The organism is Paenibacillus sp. 1SOY10, from assembly GCF_056836745.1.
Window position 1 is genome coordinate 71,410 of sequence record NZ_JBXENK010000013.1, and the last position, 15,317, is coordinate 86,726.

Here is a 15,317-nt window from a genome sequence, read left to right on the forward strand (position 1 = left end):
TTAGAGGGTACAGAGAGGATTTGATCATATGTATAAGTCGATTATTATCGGTACGGGGCCGGCGGGATTGACCGCCGCGATCTATCTGGCTCGTGCCAATATGAGCCCGCTGATTATTGAAGGACCACAACCGGGGGGACAATTAACGACAACCACGGAAGTGGAGAACTTCCCGGGCTTCCCCGAAGGGATTATGGGACCCGAACTCATGGATAATATGCGCAAGCAAGCAGAACGCTTCGGTGCGGAATTCCGTACGGGATGGGTTAATAGCGTGGATATGAACGAACGCCCGTTCAAGCTGCAGGTAGAAGGCTTGGGGGAACTGGTTACCGAGACACTGGTCTTGTCGACAGGGGCTACGGCTAAATATCTCGGCATACCTGGCGAGGAAACCAATGTAGGACGCGGGGTCAGCACCTGTGCTACCTGCGACGGTTTTTTCTTCCGGGGCAAGGAGATCATCGTGGTTGGCGGGGGCGACTCTGCGCTTGAAGAGGCAGGCTTCCTTACTCGCTTTGCTTCCAAGGTAACCCTTATACACCGGCGTGATGAGTTGCGTGCTTCGAAGATCATGCAAGATCGCGTACGGACGAACGAGAAGATTGAGATGGTATTGAACCGGACTCCACTTGAGGTGATTGCCGGAGATACGGGCGTGAGCGGACTTAAGGTCCGCAACAATGAGACGGGTGAGGAAGAGATTATCTCGGCAAGCGGTGTGTTTGTCGCGATCGGTCATCATCCGAACACGGCGTTCCTCGGGGGGCAAATCGATACGGATGCGAACGGTTATATCGTGGTAAAACCAGGCACCTCCGAAACGAATGTTCCAGGTGTATTCGCCTGTGGGGATGTTCAGGATACCCGCTATCGTCAAGCCATTACTGCGGCCGGCAGCGGCTGTATGGCGGCTATGGATTGCGAGAAATATATCGAGAGTCTGGAGCATGCAGCGGCTGTAGCAGCGGCTGTAGCTGCGGCCAAGTGACTTTGAACAAAGATAACAAAATGGCGATGCCCGGTATTACACGGCATCGCCATTTTATTTGGGTAGATTTCCATAGTTGCTCTTCGTAGTCTCAGGTGAACAGCCCAACAATCAGTTGGAACAGGAAGTATCCGGCGACACCGCTGCCTAGCAAAGTGAAACCGACTTTTTTGCGTCCCTGAAACAGGCGGAGTACACCAAGGCTGACTACGGGAGCTATCAGCAATAGGAAGAACATGACAGCTAAAAACAGTTCTACAGAAATATCCGAAAGATTCACAATAGTCATCGGACCGCTTCTCCATTCCAATAAGTGTAAAAATAAATAAAACAATGATTTAAGTCACATATGATGTTTCTATTATACCTAAGCCCTGCCAGCTTTTGTAGGAGCTAGATGTGAAAAATAAGCGGCGATTTGACAAAACTAGAAACCTTTTGCAGCATGGGCTGTGTTACAATGGGCAAGAAGACCAACAAAGACCTGAACAAGCTTGCTCAAGAGAAGAGGGGGAGCCGTATGGGGAGAAGAAACGGATTTTCTAAGCGATGGGTGGTAACCGGAGCCATTTGCGTTTTACTGTTGGGATCGGAACCACTTGGATGGGCTATTATTCCGGCGAGTGCGGCCGAGGATGTAGTGACGGTCACCACATCAGAGCAAATGCAGCGTAAGCTGGCAGAAGGCCTCGGGGCACGGCAACCAATTATTACCTTCAAATATAAAGGAACAACGCGGGAACTTGAGAAACAGTTAACCAAGGCGGTTAAGAGCGCGCTTGATGCAGATCCATACACCAAATATATTGTGGATCGTTACTCTTATTCCTGGCGTGGTACGGCTGGCTCCGCCAAGATTACGTTGAAGATTGAATACCGTGAGACGGCTGAGCAAACAGCCTATGTACAGCAACGGGTGAAGGATATATTGAAGAAGGTCATTCAACCTGGGATGGATACACATCAGAAGATCAAGGCCATTCACGATTATGTAGTCCTCAATCTTAAATATGATACAGATTTGCAAAAATACACAGCTTATGAAGGACTTCGTACCGGCGAAGCGGTATGTCAGGGTTATGCGTTGCTGACCTATGAGCTGCTTAAGAATGCCGGGGTCGAGAATCGACTGGTTGAAGGTACGGCGGGAGATCAGTTGCATGCCTGGAATCTGGTCAAGGTGGACAACCGTTGGTATCATCTTGACACGACCTGGGATGATCCGGTGCCGGATGTGCCCGATCAGGTAAAATATGCTTATTACCTACGGACGGACGAACAGTTGCGCAAGGATCACACTTGGGATGCTGGTAGCTATCCTAAGTCGGCTGTTCCATATCAACAAGCACTACAGGCCCTGATTAATCAAGGCGGAGTCAAGCAAGAGGCTTATCTAAATTTGAAGAAGCAACTGGGCTATGACCTGTACGATGCGGGTGCTGCGGTCGCTAATGCCAAGGGGCTGGCTGAGCGGGTTGGCACAGAGCTGAAGGCCGAGTCGAAGATGGCTATCGTTCGTTACGCCGGGCCAGAAGATCAACTGCTTGATGATCTCGCCAAATTGTATGAGCTGGGGCTTCGAAATATTCGCTATCTGGTGCAGCCGTTGGAAGGCACGAAGGATTTGCGAGTGGAGATTTATTGGGAATAGCTTACGATAATAGGTAAATAACGAAGGGATGCCACCCGGCTATGACAGCGGGGTGGCATCTCTTTGATTTGTTGTGCCTGCTAAGGTTGTGAATCAGTGGTTGGCAGAGTATCGAGATTGCATTCCTTAAGCGGAATCAGCTTGGTTTTGCGGCTCCATTTGTAGCCCAGCCAGATCGCCAGGAATAACGGGACGCTAACATACGAGACAACCACACCATACCAATCAATATTTTCTCCCGTAAAGGCAGATAAGTTCTGCCCAAGAATCACGACAAAGCAAAGCACGAAAGCGAAGATGGGGCCGAAGGGGAACCAACGCGCTTTATAAGGAAGATCCTGGAGATCGCGTCCTTGAGCGACATAAGCACGGCGGAATCGGTAATGACTGATGGCGATCCCCAGCCAGGTAATGAAGCCGCACATGCCGGATGCATTCAGTAACCAGTTGTAGACGACGCCATCGCCGAACAAGGAGGCGGAGAACGCGGCCATGCCAACAAGGGTCGTCATCATCAAGGCGTTGATCGGAAGCCCACGTCGATTTAATCTGGCCAGGAATTTGGGTGCCTTGCCGCGTAAAGCCAGGGAGTACAACACCCTTGAAGAAGCGTACATGCCGGAGTTGCCAGCCGAGAGCACGGACGACAGAATGACGGCGTTCATGACGGAAGCGGCAAAAGCCAGTCCTGCTCGTTCAAATACTAGCGTAAAGGGGCTAATCCCGATATGTTCAAGTCCACCTTGCAGCAGATTAGGATTGGTATATGGAATCAGCAGACCAATGACCAGAATAGCCAGGAAGTAGAAGATCAGGATTCGCCAGAATACCTGACGGATGGCCCGCGGCACATGCTCGCGGGGATTATGACTTTCGCCTGCCGCGACACCAACCATCTCCGTTCCCTGGAACGAGAAGCCCGCTGCCATGAATACGCCGAGGAAGGCGAAGAAACCACCGTGGAACGGGGCATCGTCTACCGTGAAGTTGGAGAATCCAACCGCTTCGCCGCCCATGATACCGAAGATCATCAACACGCCTATGATTAGAAAAATAATAACAACAACAATTTTAATCGTGGCGAACCAATATTCCGATTCTCCATAACCTTTAACCGATAGGATGTTCAGACCTACGATCAGAGCAAGGAACAGCATGCTCCAAAGCAGCGATGAGCTGTCTGGGAACCAGTATTTGATAATGAGCGTGGCGGCGGACAATTCCGCGGCAATAGTGATTGCCCAGTTGTACCAGAAGTTCCAGCCCATGGCGAAGCCTAGAGACGGGTCCACGAACCGGGAGGCATAGGTCTCAAACGAACCGGAGTCCGGCAGGTAAGTGGCCAGTTCCCCCAGGCTTGTCATCAGAAAATAAACCATAATACCGACGGCGGCATAGGCGAGTAAGGCACCGCCCGGACCAGCGGAAGCAATAGCTCCCCCACTGGCCAAAAACAGCCCGGTGCCGATTGAGCCGCCAAGCGCAATCATGGTCATATGACGGGCTTTTAGCCCCGGCTTTAATTGCTGCTCGGCTACTTGATTGTTATTGTTGCTCATGCTTGAACACTCCTTCTAACCTCTTCCTTAATCCCCAAAACCATGCAAAAAAGCCGCGGAAAGGATTCCGCGGCCAATACAATACATACCGTGATTCCCACCATTCATGAAGATAGCTCAACACGTATTCCCGGGTGATGGGAATGACGTGACAGTCCTGTTCCTTTCGGAGACAGTCCCAGCCGGGATGCCATAAGAAGCGGGCAACCAAGCTTCGGCGACAGTGCCTTTCCACCGGGCTCCAAGGCGGCTTCTTAGCGCCTCCACCGGTGTACTCTTCACAATCGCGACCTCTACCTCACCAAATGATGAGGTTCCTATGGCAGTTCAAACATCAGGTTACAACCCTTCGATTTTCGAAGCTGCGTTTATTTGTAAAGACCTATGGCTTCACGTATTTTCCTAGTTTATAGCATGGGGATAGGAAGAGCAATGTCCAATTCATGACAACTGATGAGACTATTTTTCGAGCGTAGGGTTATCGCTATCCCGGCGTTCCCGATTAGCCATCTGCTGCCAGATGGTACCTGCGGCCTGTTCACCTGATTCTATACGTTCCACAGCCATTCTGGCCTGAAGGCCTACCTCAAATTCGGGATCATCAGCAGCCTGGCGCAGGGCATCCAGCGCATCGTCTGTCCCGGCTTCGTAGAGGAAGCGGGCGGCCCGCCAACGAACGAGCTTGCTCTTGTCGGCCAGCGCTTCAATCATCGCTCCCGTCGCCGACGCATCGCCGATGTCGGACAACGTATCGCCGGCGGTGCGGCGCACGGCGGCAGAGCTATCGCGCATCGCCTGGTACAGCAGCTCCATCGCCTCCGGCGTCTTCAGATCGCCGAGATACACCACGGCGAGTCGGCGGAGCTGCATCTGCGGGTCGCGCAGCGCGTCCGCCAGTAGCGGCAGCGCCGACACCTCCGGCTGCTGCAACGCCTCTAGCGCAGCGTACCGCACGCGCCAGTCGCCATCTTGCATGCGCTCGCGGATCTCGTTCAGGCTGAGCGCCCGGCGCTGCTCGACGAACTCCGTCTCGCTGCGTCCATGGGCGATAGCCTGGGCTACAATGCCCTCCAGCCGCTCCGGGGGAAAAGCGGCCTCCAGCTCCTGCTCGACCTCGCGGGCAATCTCGTCGAGCTCGCCATAGCGCACGCCGTAATCACTGAGCTTGCGCTCCTTGATCAGCGTGGCGCTCGCTACTTCGGTGACGGCGTTGACGAAGCGCTCGGACAAAGAGATACGCTCCTCGCGTAGCCCGGCCTTGACCCGAATCTGCATCGGGATGCCACGGAAGAATTGCACGAAGACCTGGGCCTCTCCATAGGCCGCGGCTTCCTCATCGCTATCCGGATTCCAGGCCGATTCCACGCCTTCCTGCCCGAATTGCTGTTGTACTTCGGACAAGATGGCGGCCCAATCAGCATTGCCTTTGCGGTCTAACGCCACGAAGTCGGCGGTGTGGAACACGCTTTTCACGCCAGGGATACTCAAGAAGCCACGAATCCATGGAGGGGCGGAGCGTTCGTTATCAAGCGTATATGTTTTCCGAATTCCCGGCTCCAGACTTTCATCCAAATGCAGCTTCATCGAATTCGGGCTAGGGGTAGGTTCAATAAAAATGATTTTCATACAATGTTCACATCTCCCTTCTTAGCTATTGTACCTCAATCCACCGTCTTGCCCAACCCTTCGTGTACTCCTGGCGCAAATGCATGGAATGAAAGGAATAAAAAGGTAAGTGCAATGACACACTAAGCGGCGAGGAGGCGGAAGTTACTCCTGCGGTTATTTTTGTTTGACGCGAAGTATGTGTTATATATGCTCGTAAGTACAAAGACCCGGTAGATTAGGGTGGAAAGTTTGGAAGAAGAGGGGGATTTGTTTTAAAATAGAAGAAAGTCATGTGGAGAGGAGCATTTGATTCATGTCAAGAACGCGCTACAACAACATCGACAATGTAAGTACGGATAAAACGTTGAAGCAGTTCGGACAATGGCGGGAAGAACGCCGTAGAAAAAGGAAGGATTATTCCTACGTCATTCCAAGTTCGCAACCTCAGCTTGATTTTCTACAGCAAAACCGTGAGGAGAGCACGGTGACCTGGATTGGGCATTCTACCTTCCTCATTCAATATCAAGGATTAAATATTGTGACGGACCCCGTCTGGGCAGCACGCATGGGATTTCAGCGGCGGCTGGCCGACCCGGGTATCGCCATTGCCGATCTTCCACCCATTGACGTTATTTTACTGTCTCATTCACACTACGACCATATGCATGTATCGTCCATCCGCCGTTTATACAGCGTCGCCACCACAATTGTAGTTCCCATCGGTTTGGGACGCAAGATGCGTCGCAAGGGCTTCCACCGTGTACAGGAAATGAGCTGGTGGGAGCAATTGCAAATCGGGAAGGTACTCATTTCGTTTGTCCCGACGCAGCACTGGACCCGGCGTACCCTGTTTGATACGAATACCTCCCATTGGGGCGGGTATGTATTGGAGCCGGCAGAGTTCGAACCGGATCAGAAGCCACAGGTGATTTATTTTGCCGGAGATAGCGGTTATTTCCGCGGGTTTACAGAGATTGGCCAGCGTTTCAGCATTGATATTGCCTTGCTGCCCATCGGTGCCTATGAGCCGGAATGGTTCATGACCAGTCAGCATACTACGCCCGAGGAGGCACTACAGGCCTTCGTGGATGTGAAGGGCAAACTGATGATTCCAATGCATTATGGCACCTTCCGCCTGGCGGACGACACAGCCCGGGAAGCCCTCGACCGCTTGGAGCAGGACCGCAAGCAACGGGGCATTCCCGAAGAGCAAATCAAGATTCTATTTCATGGCGAGACGCTGCGGTTGCCTTACTAACCTTTTGGAAGCATCGGCGCTTCTGGCGGGGATTACTCAACTAAAATGCTAATCTATGCTATAATATGGAGCCAGTAGTGCGATTATTGAAAAAAGGATGGTAATGCTCAAAATGATCAGTACAAATGGTGTGACGCTCCGCTATGGAAAACGGGCACTTTTCGAAGATGTCAATATAAAGTTTACACCCGGCAACTGCTACGGCTTAATTGGGGCAAACGGGGCCGGTAAATCTACATTCCTGAAGATCCTGTCTGGCGAAATCGAGCCGAACCAGGGTGAAGTATTCATGACGCCAAACGAGCGGATGGCTGTCTTGAAGCAGAACCACTATGAATACGATGAGTATCAAGTGTTGGAAACGGTAATTATGGGTCATGCAAGGTTGTATTCCATTATGAAAGAGAAGGATGCCTTGTATGCCAAAGCCGACTTCTCCGAAGAAGATGGTATGCGGGCGGGGGAGCTGGAGGGAGAATTTGCCGAACTGAACGGTTGGGATGCTGAACCGGATGCAGCGGCTCTCTTGATTGGCCTCGGGATTCCACGCGAGCTTCATGATAAGAAAATGATTGAATTAAGTGGCAATGAGAAGGTTCGCGTGTTGCTTGCGCAAGCCTTGTTCGGGCGTCCGCATAACCTGTTGCTGGATGAGCCAACGAACCACTTGGACCTGGAATCGATTCAATGGCTTGAGAACTTCCTGATGGATTATGAAGGCACCGTTATCGTGGTATCCCATGACCGTCACTTCCTGAATAAGGTGTGTACGCATATTGCAGATATCGACTTTGGCAAGATTCAGATGTATGTCGGTAACTACGACTTCTGGTATGAATCCAGTCAACTCGCCTTGCAATTGCAGCGCGATGCCAACAAGAAGAAGGAAGAGAAGATTAAGGAATTGCAAGCCTTTATCCAACGCTTCTCCGCCAACGCTTCCAAATCGAAGCAGGCGACTTCCCGGAAGAAACAGCTCGACAAGATTACCCTGGATGATCTTCGTCCATCCAATCGGAAATATCCGTTCCTGCACTTCAAGGGAGAACGCGAAGCGGGCAAGCAGTTGCTGACGGTTGACGCTTTGACGAAGAGCCTTGAAGGCGAGAAGGTGCTTGATAACGTCAACTTTGTGGTCAACAAGGGAGACAAAATTGCTTTTGTTGGGCCTAACGGGATGCCGAAGACAACGCTATTCCAGGTGATCATGAACGAAGTGGAAGCGGACGGGGGCGAGTATAGCTGGGGCGTAACGACTACCCAGGCTTATTTCCCTAAGGACAACTCTAAATACTTTGATGGCGTTGACCTGAACCTGGTGGAATGGCTGCGGCAATATTCCAAAGACCAGGATGAGACCTTCCTGCGAGGCTTCCTTGGACGGATGCTCTTCTCTGGTGAGGAAGCACTGAAGAAGGCCAGCGTATTGTCCGGTGGCGAGAAGGTACGCTGCATGTTGGCGAAGATGATGCTCAACGGCGCTAACGTATTGCTGTTCGATGAGCCTACCAACCACTTGGACCTGGAGTCCATCACGGCGCTGAATAATGGATTGATTGATTTTGACGGTACCATTCTGTTCACATCTCATGACCATCAATTCATTCAAACGATTGCCAACCGTATTATCGAAATCACGCCAAACGGTATTATTGATCGGATCATGACCTACGACGAATATCTGGAGAGCGAAGAGATTCAGAACTTGCGCAAATCCATGTATCCGGAAGAGGCTAACGTCTAGATCTGGGCTATATTCTATTCTGTCTGCTGGACAGACCAAAAGCCGCACGAGCGGTCCGATGAGGACCGATCTCGTGCGGCTTGTTTGTGTCACTTGGCTGCGTCCGTTGGCCTATGAACCGCCTGTACGACGACGCTGGTTGTTGGGCTTTTTATTATTTTGGCTTTTCAGTGCTTTGGTTTGAAGGCTGCCTTTGAGGCCTGGTTTACTGTCAGCTTGCTGCTGTTTTTTTTGTTGCAGCTTTTGGCGCATGGCTTCGGCCAGGTCGACTTTGCGAACATCCTTGTTATCTTCCGTCAAATATATCATCTCCTTCGAATGGAAAAAGGGGCTGTCCCTATTCTATACGTTTTTAAAAGCGCGTACAACGGGAATAATGAGTAACGCTGCTTTTACCGGGGGAAACACTGTTTCTCTAGACCCACACGAGGTTTGTTTGCTACGATGAATAGACATTTTTTTGAAATCTTCCGGGAGTCTGGGGGTACGATAACTTGGATATTTATGAAGATATACGTAAAGGAGAACGTGGAGCCTGGGTCAGCATTACGGCTTATATTGTGTTGTCCGCACTCAAGCTGGTCAGTGGCTTCTTTTTTGCTTCCAGTGCATTGCTCGCTGACGGATTTAATAACCTTACGGATATCGTAGCTTCCATCGCGGTGTTGGTAGGCCTGAAAATCTCGCAAAAGCCCCCCGATTCTGACCACGCCTACGGACACTTCCGAGCGGAAACGGTGGCGGCACTCGTTGCCTCCTTCATCATGGCGACGGTGGGGATTCAAGTTATTGTGAACGCGGTGCGGTCACTTGCTGCGGGAGAGCATACCGAACCCGATATTCGCTCCGCAATCATTGCCTTGGCCTGTGCGATCGCCATGGGGGGTGTCTATTGGTACAACCGGAGGTTAGCCAAGCAGATTAACAACCAGGCGCTGATGGCTGCGGCCAAGGATAACTTATCCGATGCGTTGGTTAGTATTGGAGCGGCTGTGGGCATCATCGGGGCGCAATTTGGCTTGCCATGGCTGGATGGAGCTGCCGCCGTAGTGGTAGGCTTGCTGATCTGTAAGACAGCTTGGGATATCTTTCGCCAATCGACCCATGACTTAACTGATGGCTTTGATGAGAAGGAACTGGGGGATCTGCGCAGCATTATTGCCAGGACCAGTGGAGTGGAAGGGATTAAGGATCTCAAGGCCCGCGTTCATGGCAATCATGTATTGGTGGATGTCGTCATTGAGGTTGACCCGCAGTTAACGGTAACCAAGAGCCATGAAATCAGTGACCGCGTAGAAGAGAGAATGCGTAAACTTCGCAATGTCATGCATGTTCATGTTCATGTCGAACCAAAGGAACCGTAAACGTAAAATAGGGAATAGTGCAGAGATATAAACCGAACCGAAAGATGGGATGATGGAAGCCCCACTTGCTGGTTCGGTTTTTTGCTGTGCGTTTCATCACTCTCAATATGAAATAATTACCAACAACCAGTAAGGTTGTCCAAAATATGGGCCTATGGTTACAAAAAAGTAACTTTTATGGTGGAAGGAAGTGGAATGAACTTCGATTAAATGAGGTGGGTGAAGAATTTTTGGGTAATTAGACACCCTGAAATGACAAATTTTTGACGAAAAACAGGACCTGGGACATGATGTTTGCTTTCTAAGTTGTATGATAAACGACCGATTTAGACATCTTTCGACAAGGGATATAATGGGCACAAGTCCAAAGAAAGGAGAGATCATGAAAACCAGTCCAAACGCACCAAGAACTTACTTACCCGTAGGAGGAATTTGATTTTTTATGAAACGAAGTATAACGATCACATTGTTGAGTGCCCTTCTTCTCACTTCTTATACAGCTCTTCCAAGTCAGGCTGCAGCGGCGACTGTAAAGTCAGCGGATGCTACAGGTTACATCGTTAGCGGTGTTAACTTTCGTGACGAGCCCTCTGTCTCTGGCAAGGTCATCGGTTTCTTGAACAAAGGTTCGGAAGTTGCCGTATTGGACCAGAGCAATAAATATTTCTACAAGGTCCAGTCGACAGACGGGACGGTAGGTTATGTCAGTGCCAGTAGTAAATACATCAAAGTGACTACCACTTCTACTCCTGCCCCTTCCCCAGTTCCTGCCGAGCCTTCCGTGGCGCGGTCGGCCAAAGTGGTGTATGGCGTGAACCTGCGCTCAGAGCCGTCGACTTCGGGCAAGGTCATTACCATGCTCAGCAAGGGCACGTCCTTAACGATCCTGGATCAAAGCAATACCAGCTTCTATAAAGTACGTACCTCGGATGGCCGGACCGGCTACGTCAGCACGAATGACAAGTATCTGAGCATAGAGGGGAAAGTTCAACCTGCGGTGCCTGCACCTGCACCTATTAGCAGCATCAGTCGGCAGATTGATCAGGTCGTTGAGACCGGGATGAAATATTTGGGCACCCCCTATGAATACGGGTCCAATCGCAATACCACCACCACCTTCGATTGCTCCGATTTTATCCGGCATATTTTCAAAGAAACCCTGGGCATCACCTTGCCAGCCGATTCTCGCAAGCAGGGAGACTATATCAAGGATAATGGCACCGCCGTGTACAACATTAATAACCTCAAACGTGGTGATCTGGTCTTCTTCATGAGCTATAAAGGTTCCTCAGCCAAATCGTATCAGGGCATCAACAAGTCGACGGCCCGCATTACTCACGTTGCTTTATATTTGGGTGATGGTAAGCTGCTGCATACGTATTCCAAGGAATCAGGCGGCGTTAAATTGGACAAGCTCGATGGAGCTTGGGTTCACCGCTTTCTCTATGGGGGCAGTGTATTAAAATAAGAATAAAGCTATGAAACTTACGCCGCTTCGACGTCCTTTCCCTTCGGGGGAGGGCGACGTCAAAGCGGCGTTACCTGTTTTACTTGGTGAATTTCGTGTTATAGTTAAAGAAGAAGCAGGCTTGACAAAACAAGCAACGGAAAGCGAGGAACCTGGATGATTTGGCAGATCAGTGTGGCGGTTGTGGCGTTAGCCTTCGTAGTGCTTGTCGTGTATCTGGTCAAAACGTTGAAGGCAGCAGAGCAATCGCTGCACACGACAACAACAACATTGCAGGAGGTACAGAAGACGATCGACCAGCTTGGCTTTGAGGTCAAGCAAATCGTGAAGCAAGCCAACGACTTGACGGGCGATATTCAGCATAAGATGAAGCAAATTGATCCCGTGCTGGAATCGGTCAAAAATGCCGGAGAGGTATTAAATGAGGTCACATTGGCTACCAAGCAGGTATCGGTGGCGTTGGCTGGAAGAATCAAGAATCGGCAACGTGCACGGCGGGAAGCGACTAAAGTGGCCGTAACTCCCAGACCAGCGGTTCAGCCATCGGTAGCTGCAAGCCAGCACGAACCACCGTCCAGCGCTAGCAAGCCAGGCGGTTGGGTGAAATGGGTAGATGTGGCGGCGGATGTATGGCAGAAATATCGGGGGTAGTCTGTTTCATTTTCTGTCCAGATGGGTATTATAAGTTGATAGCCTGGTTGGCGGGAAGAGTTAACACCGTATCCAGAGGGAATGGGGGACACTCCGTTCCCTTTATTTTTTTAACAGGGAGATTGCCATGAGAATTCTAATCGTTGACGACAATTTGACCAATATCATTATCGTGCGTGAAATCCTCAAGAAGGAAAAGTATCGGAATACGATTGCCGTATCCTCCGCCAAACAGATGTTTGAGAGGCTTGGTGTCAAGGATCTGGATAATATTGAGGACAGCGGCCCGTCAGACGTAGATCTAATTTTGCTGGATATGATGATGCCGGAGATGGATGGTACCTCTGCTTGCCGTTTGTTGCAGCGTTCTGAGCATTTACGGGAGATTCCCGTCATTATGGTTACAGCGGTGGGAGACTCCAATAAACTGGCAGAGGCCCTGGATGCCGGGGCAGTTGATTACGTGACCAAGCCGATCAACAAGGTGGAACTTATGGCCCGAATTCGCTTGGCCCTACGGCTCAAGCTGGAGAAGGATTGGCATCGCAACCGTGACCAGCGGATTCAGGAGGAGTTGAAGCTGGCTTCTCTTGTACAAAACGCAGTGCTCAGTTCACCTATTCAAGAGGACGAGATTGAGATTAACGCCATCTATAAGCCATCCTATGAATTGGCCGGAGACTTATACTCCTGGTATGCGCTTGGTGATGGAAGGTATGCCGTCATCCTGCTTGATATGATGGGCCATGGTATTTCCTCCTCCTTATTCTGTATGTTCATCTCTTCTGTACTGAAGGATACCGTACATACGTATGTTGAACCGGAGAAGGTCATTCAGGAGCTTAACCGACGTTTTATTCAACTACATATTGAGAGCAAGCTCATTCAATATTATTTTACGGCGATCTATTTGGTAGTAGACACTCGACACCGCAAAATTGATTACGTTAATGCCGGACATCCACCGGCGTTATTCTACCAAGGAGATGGTGAACTTGTCCGTATGGACCAGGTTGGCCCTCCCGTGGGATTATTTGATTATATCGAAACCGAACCTCAGACCCTATATTATGAAGGGGAGGGGCATATTGTGTTGTATACGGATGGACTGACCGATGTGCAACCGGATTTGCAGGAGGAGCGTCAGGCCTGGCTGGAGGAGCAGCTTGATATGGGTTGCCACCAATTTGATGAAGCCAAGTTGAACAAGCTGTTCTTCGCAGATGCGTTTCCCGAGGAACGGGAAGATGACAAATGCCTGGTATGGATTTCGTTAAAATAGTGGAAGTATCTGGCTTGATTCAGGGACGTACAGGCTGGGTTATGTTGTAATAAGAAAACTTATTTCAGGAGAGAAAACGGATGAATACAAGAAAAAGTGAGAAATTTTCGGCAACGCCTCAATGGGAGGACGGAGTTCACATCGTATATCTGCGAGGTGAGCTGGACTTATCCGTAGCTCCTGATTTTCGCAAGTTGATGGAACCGCTGGTAGGTAATGATGAAGCTGATTTGGTCCTTAATCTGAAAGAACTGAAATACATCGACAGTACGGGCATCGGTATCTTGTTGTCCATTCTGAAAGCGAGACAGGGAATGACTTCACGGTTCTACGTTCAGGAAGTACCGGATCATATTCGCAAATTGTTTGAAATGACCGGGATTGCTAAGTTCTTTGCCGCACAGGAGAATTCCCAATAGGAAAGGATAGAGAAGCAATGATAGAGCAAGTAGAGAGAATCGTCATTAGCCTGCCGGCAACTGCCGAGTACGTAGACATCGTAAGGTTGAACCTATATGGCGTGGCCTCCAAGATGGGATTTTCGTATGAAGAAATTGAAGATATGAAGGTAGCGGTATCCGAGGCATGCAACAATTCCGTATTATATGCTTACAAGCATGCGCCAGGAACCATGGAAATCACGTTCGACGTACTGGCCGATGCCTTATCGATTACGGTCAAGGATCAAGGGGAGAGCTTTGAGCCGTGGGGCACAGACGAAGGGCGCGTAACCTTGCACGATAAGGAGCTTAGCGATGCGCCTATCGGAGGTTTAGGTTTCTACTTGATGCAAGCGCTGATGGATGATGTCAGCGTGGAGAGCCAGGCGGGACATGGAACGAAGGTGATGATGGTCCGCAAGCTCCAGAGAAGTGAGGAGGCCGTATGACCCACAAAGCGACTCCCCAAGGCGCTTTGAATGATTCTATCAGTCTGATCAAACAATATCAGGCGACGAAAGACAATGAAATTGCTACCGAACTGATTCGCAGATATGATTCCATGGTGAAGATGGCTGCCGGGAAAATTGCTCGCAATAGGCCCGATTTGTACGAAGATCTGTACCAGGTCGGCGAAATGGCGCTCGTGCGTCTATTGCAGCAATATGACAGTGAACTGGGTATCCCCTTCGAACCATATGCGATGAAGAGTATGATCGGGCATATGAAGAACTATTTACGTGACAAGTCCTGGTATATCCAGGTGCCACGTCGCATCAAGGAAAAGGGCGCCCTCGTTCAGCAGGCGATTGATGAACTGACCATGCGGCTGGAGCGTTCCCCTGATGTGAAGGAAATCGCTGATTTCCTGGAACTGTCGGTGGAAGAGACCGTCGAGGTGCTTGCTGGACGGGAATGCTACCATTATGTATCTCTGGATTCTCCGCTGTCTGCAGATGAGAGTGCCGCAACGCTTGGTGAATTAATCAGTGCGGATGTAGATGATTACGATGCGGTGGAGAACCGCATGGATCTGCAGGAGGCCTTGGGACATCTGAAGGCCCAAGAACAGCAGGTGCTGTTGCTCGCCTTCCAGGAGGGGCAATCTCAGCGGGCTATCGCCCAGAAGTTGGGCGTCTCCCAGATGAGTGTCTCGCGGATTCAGAAGCGGGCTACAGAGAAGCTGAAGCAAATCATGAACGATTACCCTGTGAACTGATGAATAGGTCCTTCACGCGCTGCCGCAAGGTTCGGGCAGCGCTTTTTGATCCTCATATTCTCCTATACTTACGGCTTCGAAT

15 protein-coding genes and 1 riboswitch are annotated in these 15,317 nt (G+C 50.4%); of the genes, 11 read left to right on the forward strand and 4 right to left on the reverse strand.

The features are described from left to right. Positions 1–28: 28 nt before the first annotated feature. Positions 29–991: a thioredoxin-disulfide reductase gene (trxB, locus tag AC1VOR_RS21115; RefSeq protein WP_482620798.1), complete on the forward strand. Its 963-nt coding sequence runs from the start codon at positions 29–31 to the stop codon at positions 989–991. 91 nt (positions 992–1,082) lie between these two features. Here trxB and AC1VOR_RS21120 read toward each other — a convergent pair whose 3' ends face one another. Next, a complete protein-coding gene (locus tag AC1VOR_RS21120) occupies positions 1,083–1,280 on the reverse strand; it encodes a hypothetical protein (RefSeq protein ID WP_482620800.1) in 198 nt (65 codons plus the stop codon). Between the two features lie 231 nt (positions 1,281–1,511). Here AC1VOR_RS21120 and AC1VOR_RS21125 point away from each other — a divergent pair, with 231 nt between their 5' ends. Then, the gene (locus AC1VOR_RS21125) at positions 1,512–2,642 is read left to right on the forward strand and encodes a transglutaminase domain-containing protein (protein ID WP_482620802.1); all 1,131 of its coding nucleotides are present in this window, start codon (positions 1,512–1,514) and stop codon (positions 2,640–2,642) included. Positions 2,643–2,722: 80 nt separating this feature from the next. Here the strand turns inward: AC1VOR_RS21125 and AC1VOR_RS21130 are convergent, their stop codons facing one another. Together AC1VOR_RS21130 and AC1VOR_RS21135 are read right to left on the reverse strand one after the other, a co-directional pair. Then, complete coding sequence (locus tag AC1VOR_RS21130) at positions 2,723–4,201, reverse strand: amino acid permease (RefSeq protein ID WP_482620804.1); 1,479 nt, start codon at positions 4,199–4,201, stop codon at positions 2,723–2,725. Between the two features lie 105 nt (positions 4,202–4,306). Beyond that, a riboswitch (Lysine riboswitch) is annotated at positions 4,307–4,505 on the reverse strand. A gap of 155 nt (positions 4,506–4,660) precedes the next feature. Beyond that, on the reverse strand, positions 4,661–5,827 hold the full coding sequence (locus AC1VOR_RS21135; protein ID WP_482620806.1) for a virulence factor: 1,167 nt from the start codon (positions 5,825–5,827) through the stop codon (positions 4,661–4,663). A gap of 295 nt (positions 5,828–6,122) precedes the next feature. Between AC1VOR_RS21135 and AC1VOR_RS21140 the strand changes: the two genes are divergently transcribed. Together AC1VOR_RS21140 and AC1VOR_RS21145 are read left to right on the forward strand one after the other, a co-directional pair. Beyond that, a complete protein-coding gene (locus AC1VOR_RS21140) occupies positions 6,123–7,067 on the forward strand; it encodes an MBL fold metallo-hydrolase (RefSeq protein ID WP_482620808.1) in 945 nt (314 codons plus the stop codon). Positions 7,068–7,179: 112 nt separating this feature from the next. Then, a complete protein-coding gene (locus AC1VOR_RS21145; protein ID WP_482620810.1) occupies positions 7,180–8,811 on the forward strand; it encodes an ABC-F family ATP-binding cassette domain-containing protein in 1,632 nt (543 codons plus the stop codon). A gap of 111 nt (positions 8,812–8,922) precedes the next feature. On the opposite strand, the gene AC1VOR_RS21150 is transcribed toward AC1VOR_RS21145, so the two are convergent. Further along, positions 8,923–9,120, reverse strand: coding sequence for a hypothetical protein (locus AC1VOR_RS21150; RefSeq protein WP_482620812.1), 198 nt, complete (start codon positions 9,118–9,120; stop codon positions 8,923–8,925). Between the two features lie 185 nt (positions 9,121–9,305). Between AC1VOR_RS21150 and AC1VOR_RS21155 the strand changes: the two genes are divergently transcribed. From AC1VOR_RS21155 to AC1VOR_RS21185, 7 genes are all read left to right on the forward strand, one after another. Further along, positions 9,306–10,175 carry a cation diffusion facilitator family transporter gene (locus AC1VOR_RS21155; RefSeq protein WP_482620814.1) on the forward strand — a complete coding sequence of 290 codons (870 nt, stop codon included), beginning with the start codon at positions 9,306–9,308 and terminating at the stop codon, positions 10,173–10,175. Between the two features lie 442 nt (positions 10,176–10,617). Next, entirely contained in the window at positions 10,618–11,643 is a 1,026-nt protein-coding gene (locus tag AC1VOR_RS21160) for a C40 family peptidase (RefSeq protein WP_482620816.1), read from the forward strand. 156 nt (positions 11,644–11,799) lie between these two features. Then, a complete protein-coding gene (locus AC1VOR_RS21165; RefSeq protein ID WP_482620817.1) occupies positions 11,800–12,294 on the forward strand; it encodes a DUF948 domain-containing protein in 495 nt (164 codons plus the stop codon). Positions 12,295–12,421: 127 nt separating this feature from the next. Next, a complete protein-coding gene (locus AC1VOR_RS21170) occupies positions 12,422–13,576 on the forward strand; it encodes a SpoIIE family protein phosphatase (RefSeq protein ID WP_482620819.1) in 1,155 nt (384 codons plus the stop codon). An 80-nt stretch (positions 13,577–13,656) separates the two neighbouring features. Further along, on the forward strand, positions 13,657–13,995 hold the full coding sequence (locus AC1VOR_RS21175; protein ID WP_059048948.1) for an STAS domain-containing protein: 339 nt from the start codon (positions 13,657–13,659) through the stop codon (positions 13,993–13,995). 17 nt (positions 13,996–14,012) lie between these two features. After that, complete coding sequence (gene rsbW / locus AC1VOR_RS21180; RefSeq protein ID WP_482620821.1) at positions 14,013–14,465, forward strand: anti-sigma B factor RsbW; 453 nt, start codon at positions 14,013–14,015, stop codon at positions 14,463–14,465. Then, the gene (locus AC1VOR_RS21185; RefSeq protein WP_482620823.1) at positions 14,462–15,235 is read left to right on the forward strand and encodes a sigma-70 family RNA polymerase sigma factor; all 774 of its coding nucleotides are present in this window, start codon (positions 14,462–14,464) and stop codon (positions 15,233–15,235) included. The genes rsbW and AC1VOR_RS21185 overlap by 4 nt, the downstream gene beginning before the upstream one ends. Positions 15,236–15,317: the final 82 nt, after the last annotated feature.

Bases quoted from the DNA above. Each gene is read 5' to 3' on its own strand.
- rsbW (WP_482620821.1), top strand. From the start codon at position 14,013: ATGATAGAGCAAGTAGAGAGAATCGTCATTAGCCTGCCGGCAACTGCC.
- AC1VOR_RS21165 (WP_482620817.1), top strand. From the start codon at position 11,800: ATGATTTGGCAGATCAGTGTGGCGGTTGTGGCGTTAGCCTTCGTAGTG.
- AC1VOR_RS21135 (WP_482620806.1), bottom strand. From the start codon at position 5,827: ATGAAAATCATTTTTATTGAACCTACCCCTAGCCCGAATTCGATGAAG.
- AC1VOR_RS21150 (WP_482620812.1), bottom strand. From the start codon at position 9,120: ATGATATATTTGACGGAAGATAACAAGGATGTTCGCAAAGTCGACCTG.
- AC1VOR_RS21140 (WP_482620808.1), top strand. From the start codon at position 6,123: ATGTCAAGAACGCGCTACAACAACATCGACAATGTAAGTACGGATAAA.
- AC1VOR_RS21175 (WP_059048948.1), top strand. From the start codon at position 13,657: ATGAATACAAGAAAAAGTGAGAAATTTTCGGCAACGCCTCAATGGGAG.
- AC1VOR_RS21125 (WP_482620802.1), top strand. From the start codon at position 1,512: ATGGGGAGAAGAAACGGATTTTCTAAGCGATGGGTGGTAACCGGAGCC.
- trxB (WP_482620798.1), top strand. From the start codon at position 29: ATGTATAAGTCGATTATTATCGGTACGGGGCCGGCGGGATTGACCGCC.
- AC1VOR_RS21130 (WP_482620804.1), bottom strand. From the start codon at position 4,201: ATGAGCAACAATAACAATCAAGTAGCCGAGCAGCAATTAAAGCCGGGG.
- AC1VOR_RS21120 (WP_482620800.1), bottom strand. From the start codon at position 1,280: ATGACTATTGTGAATCTTTCGGATATTTCTGTAGAACTGTTTTTAGCT.
- AC1VOR_RS21160 (WP_482620816.1), top strand. From the start codon at position 10,618: ATGAAACGAAGTATAACGATCACATTGTTGAGTGCCCTTCTTCTCACT.
- AC1VOR_RS21185 (WP_482620823.1), top strand. From the start codon at position 14,462: ATGACCCACAAAGCGACTCCCCAAGGCGCTTTGAATGATTCTATCAGT.
- AC1VOR_RS21145 (WP_482620810.1), top strand. From the start codon at position 7,180: ATGATCAGTACAAATGGTGTGACGCTCCGCTATGGAAAACGGGCACTT.
- AC1VOR_RS21170 (WP_482620819.1), top strand. From the start codon at position 12,422: ATGAGAATTCTAATCGTTGACGACAATTTGACCAATATCATTATCGTG.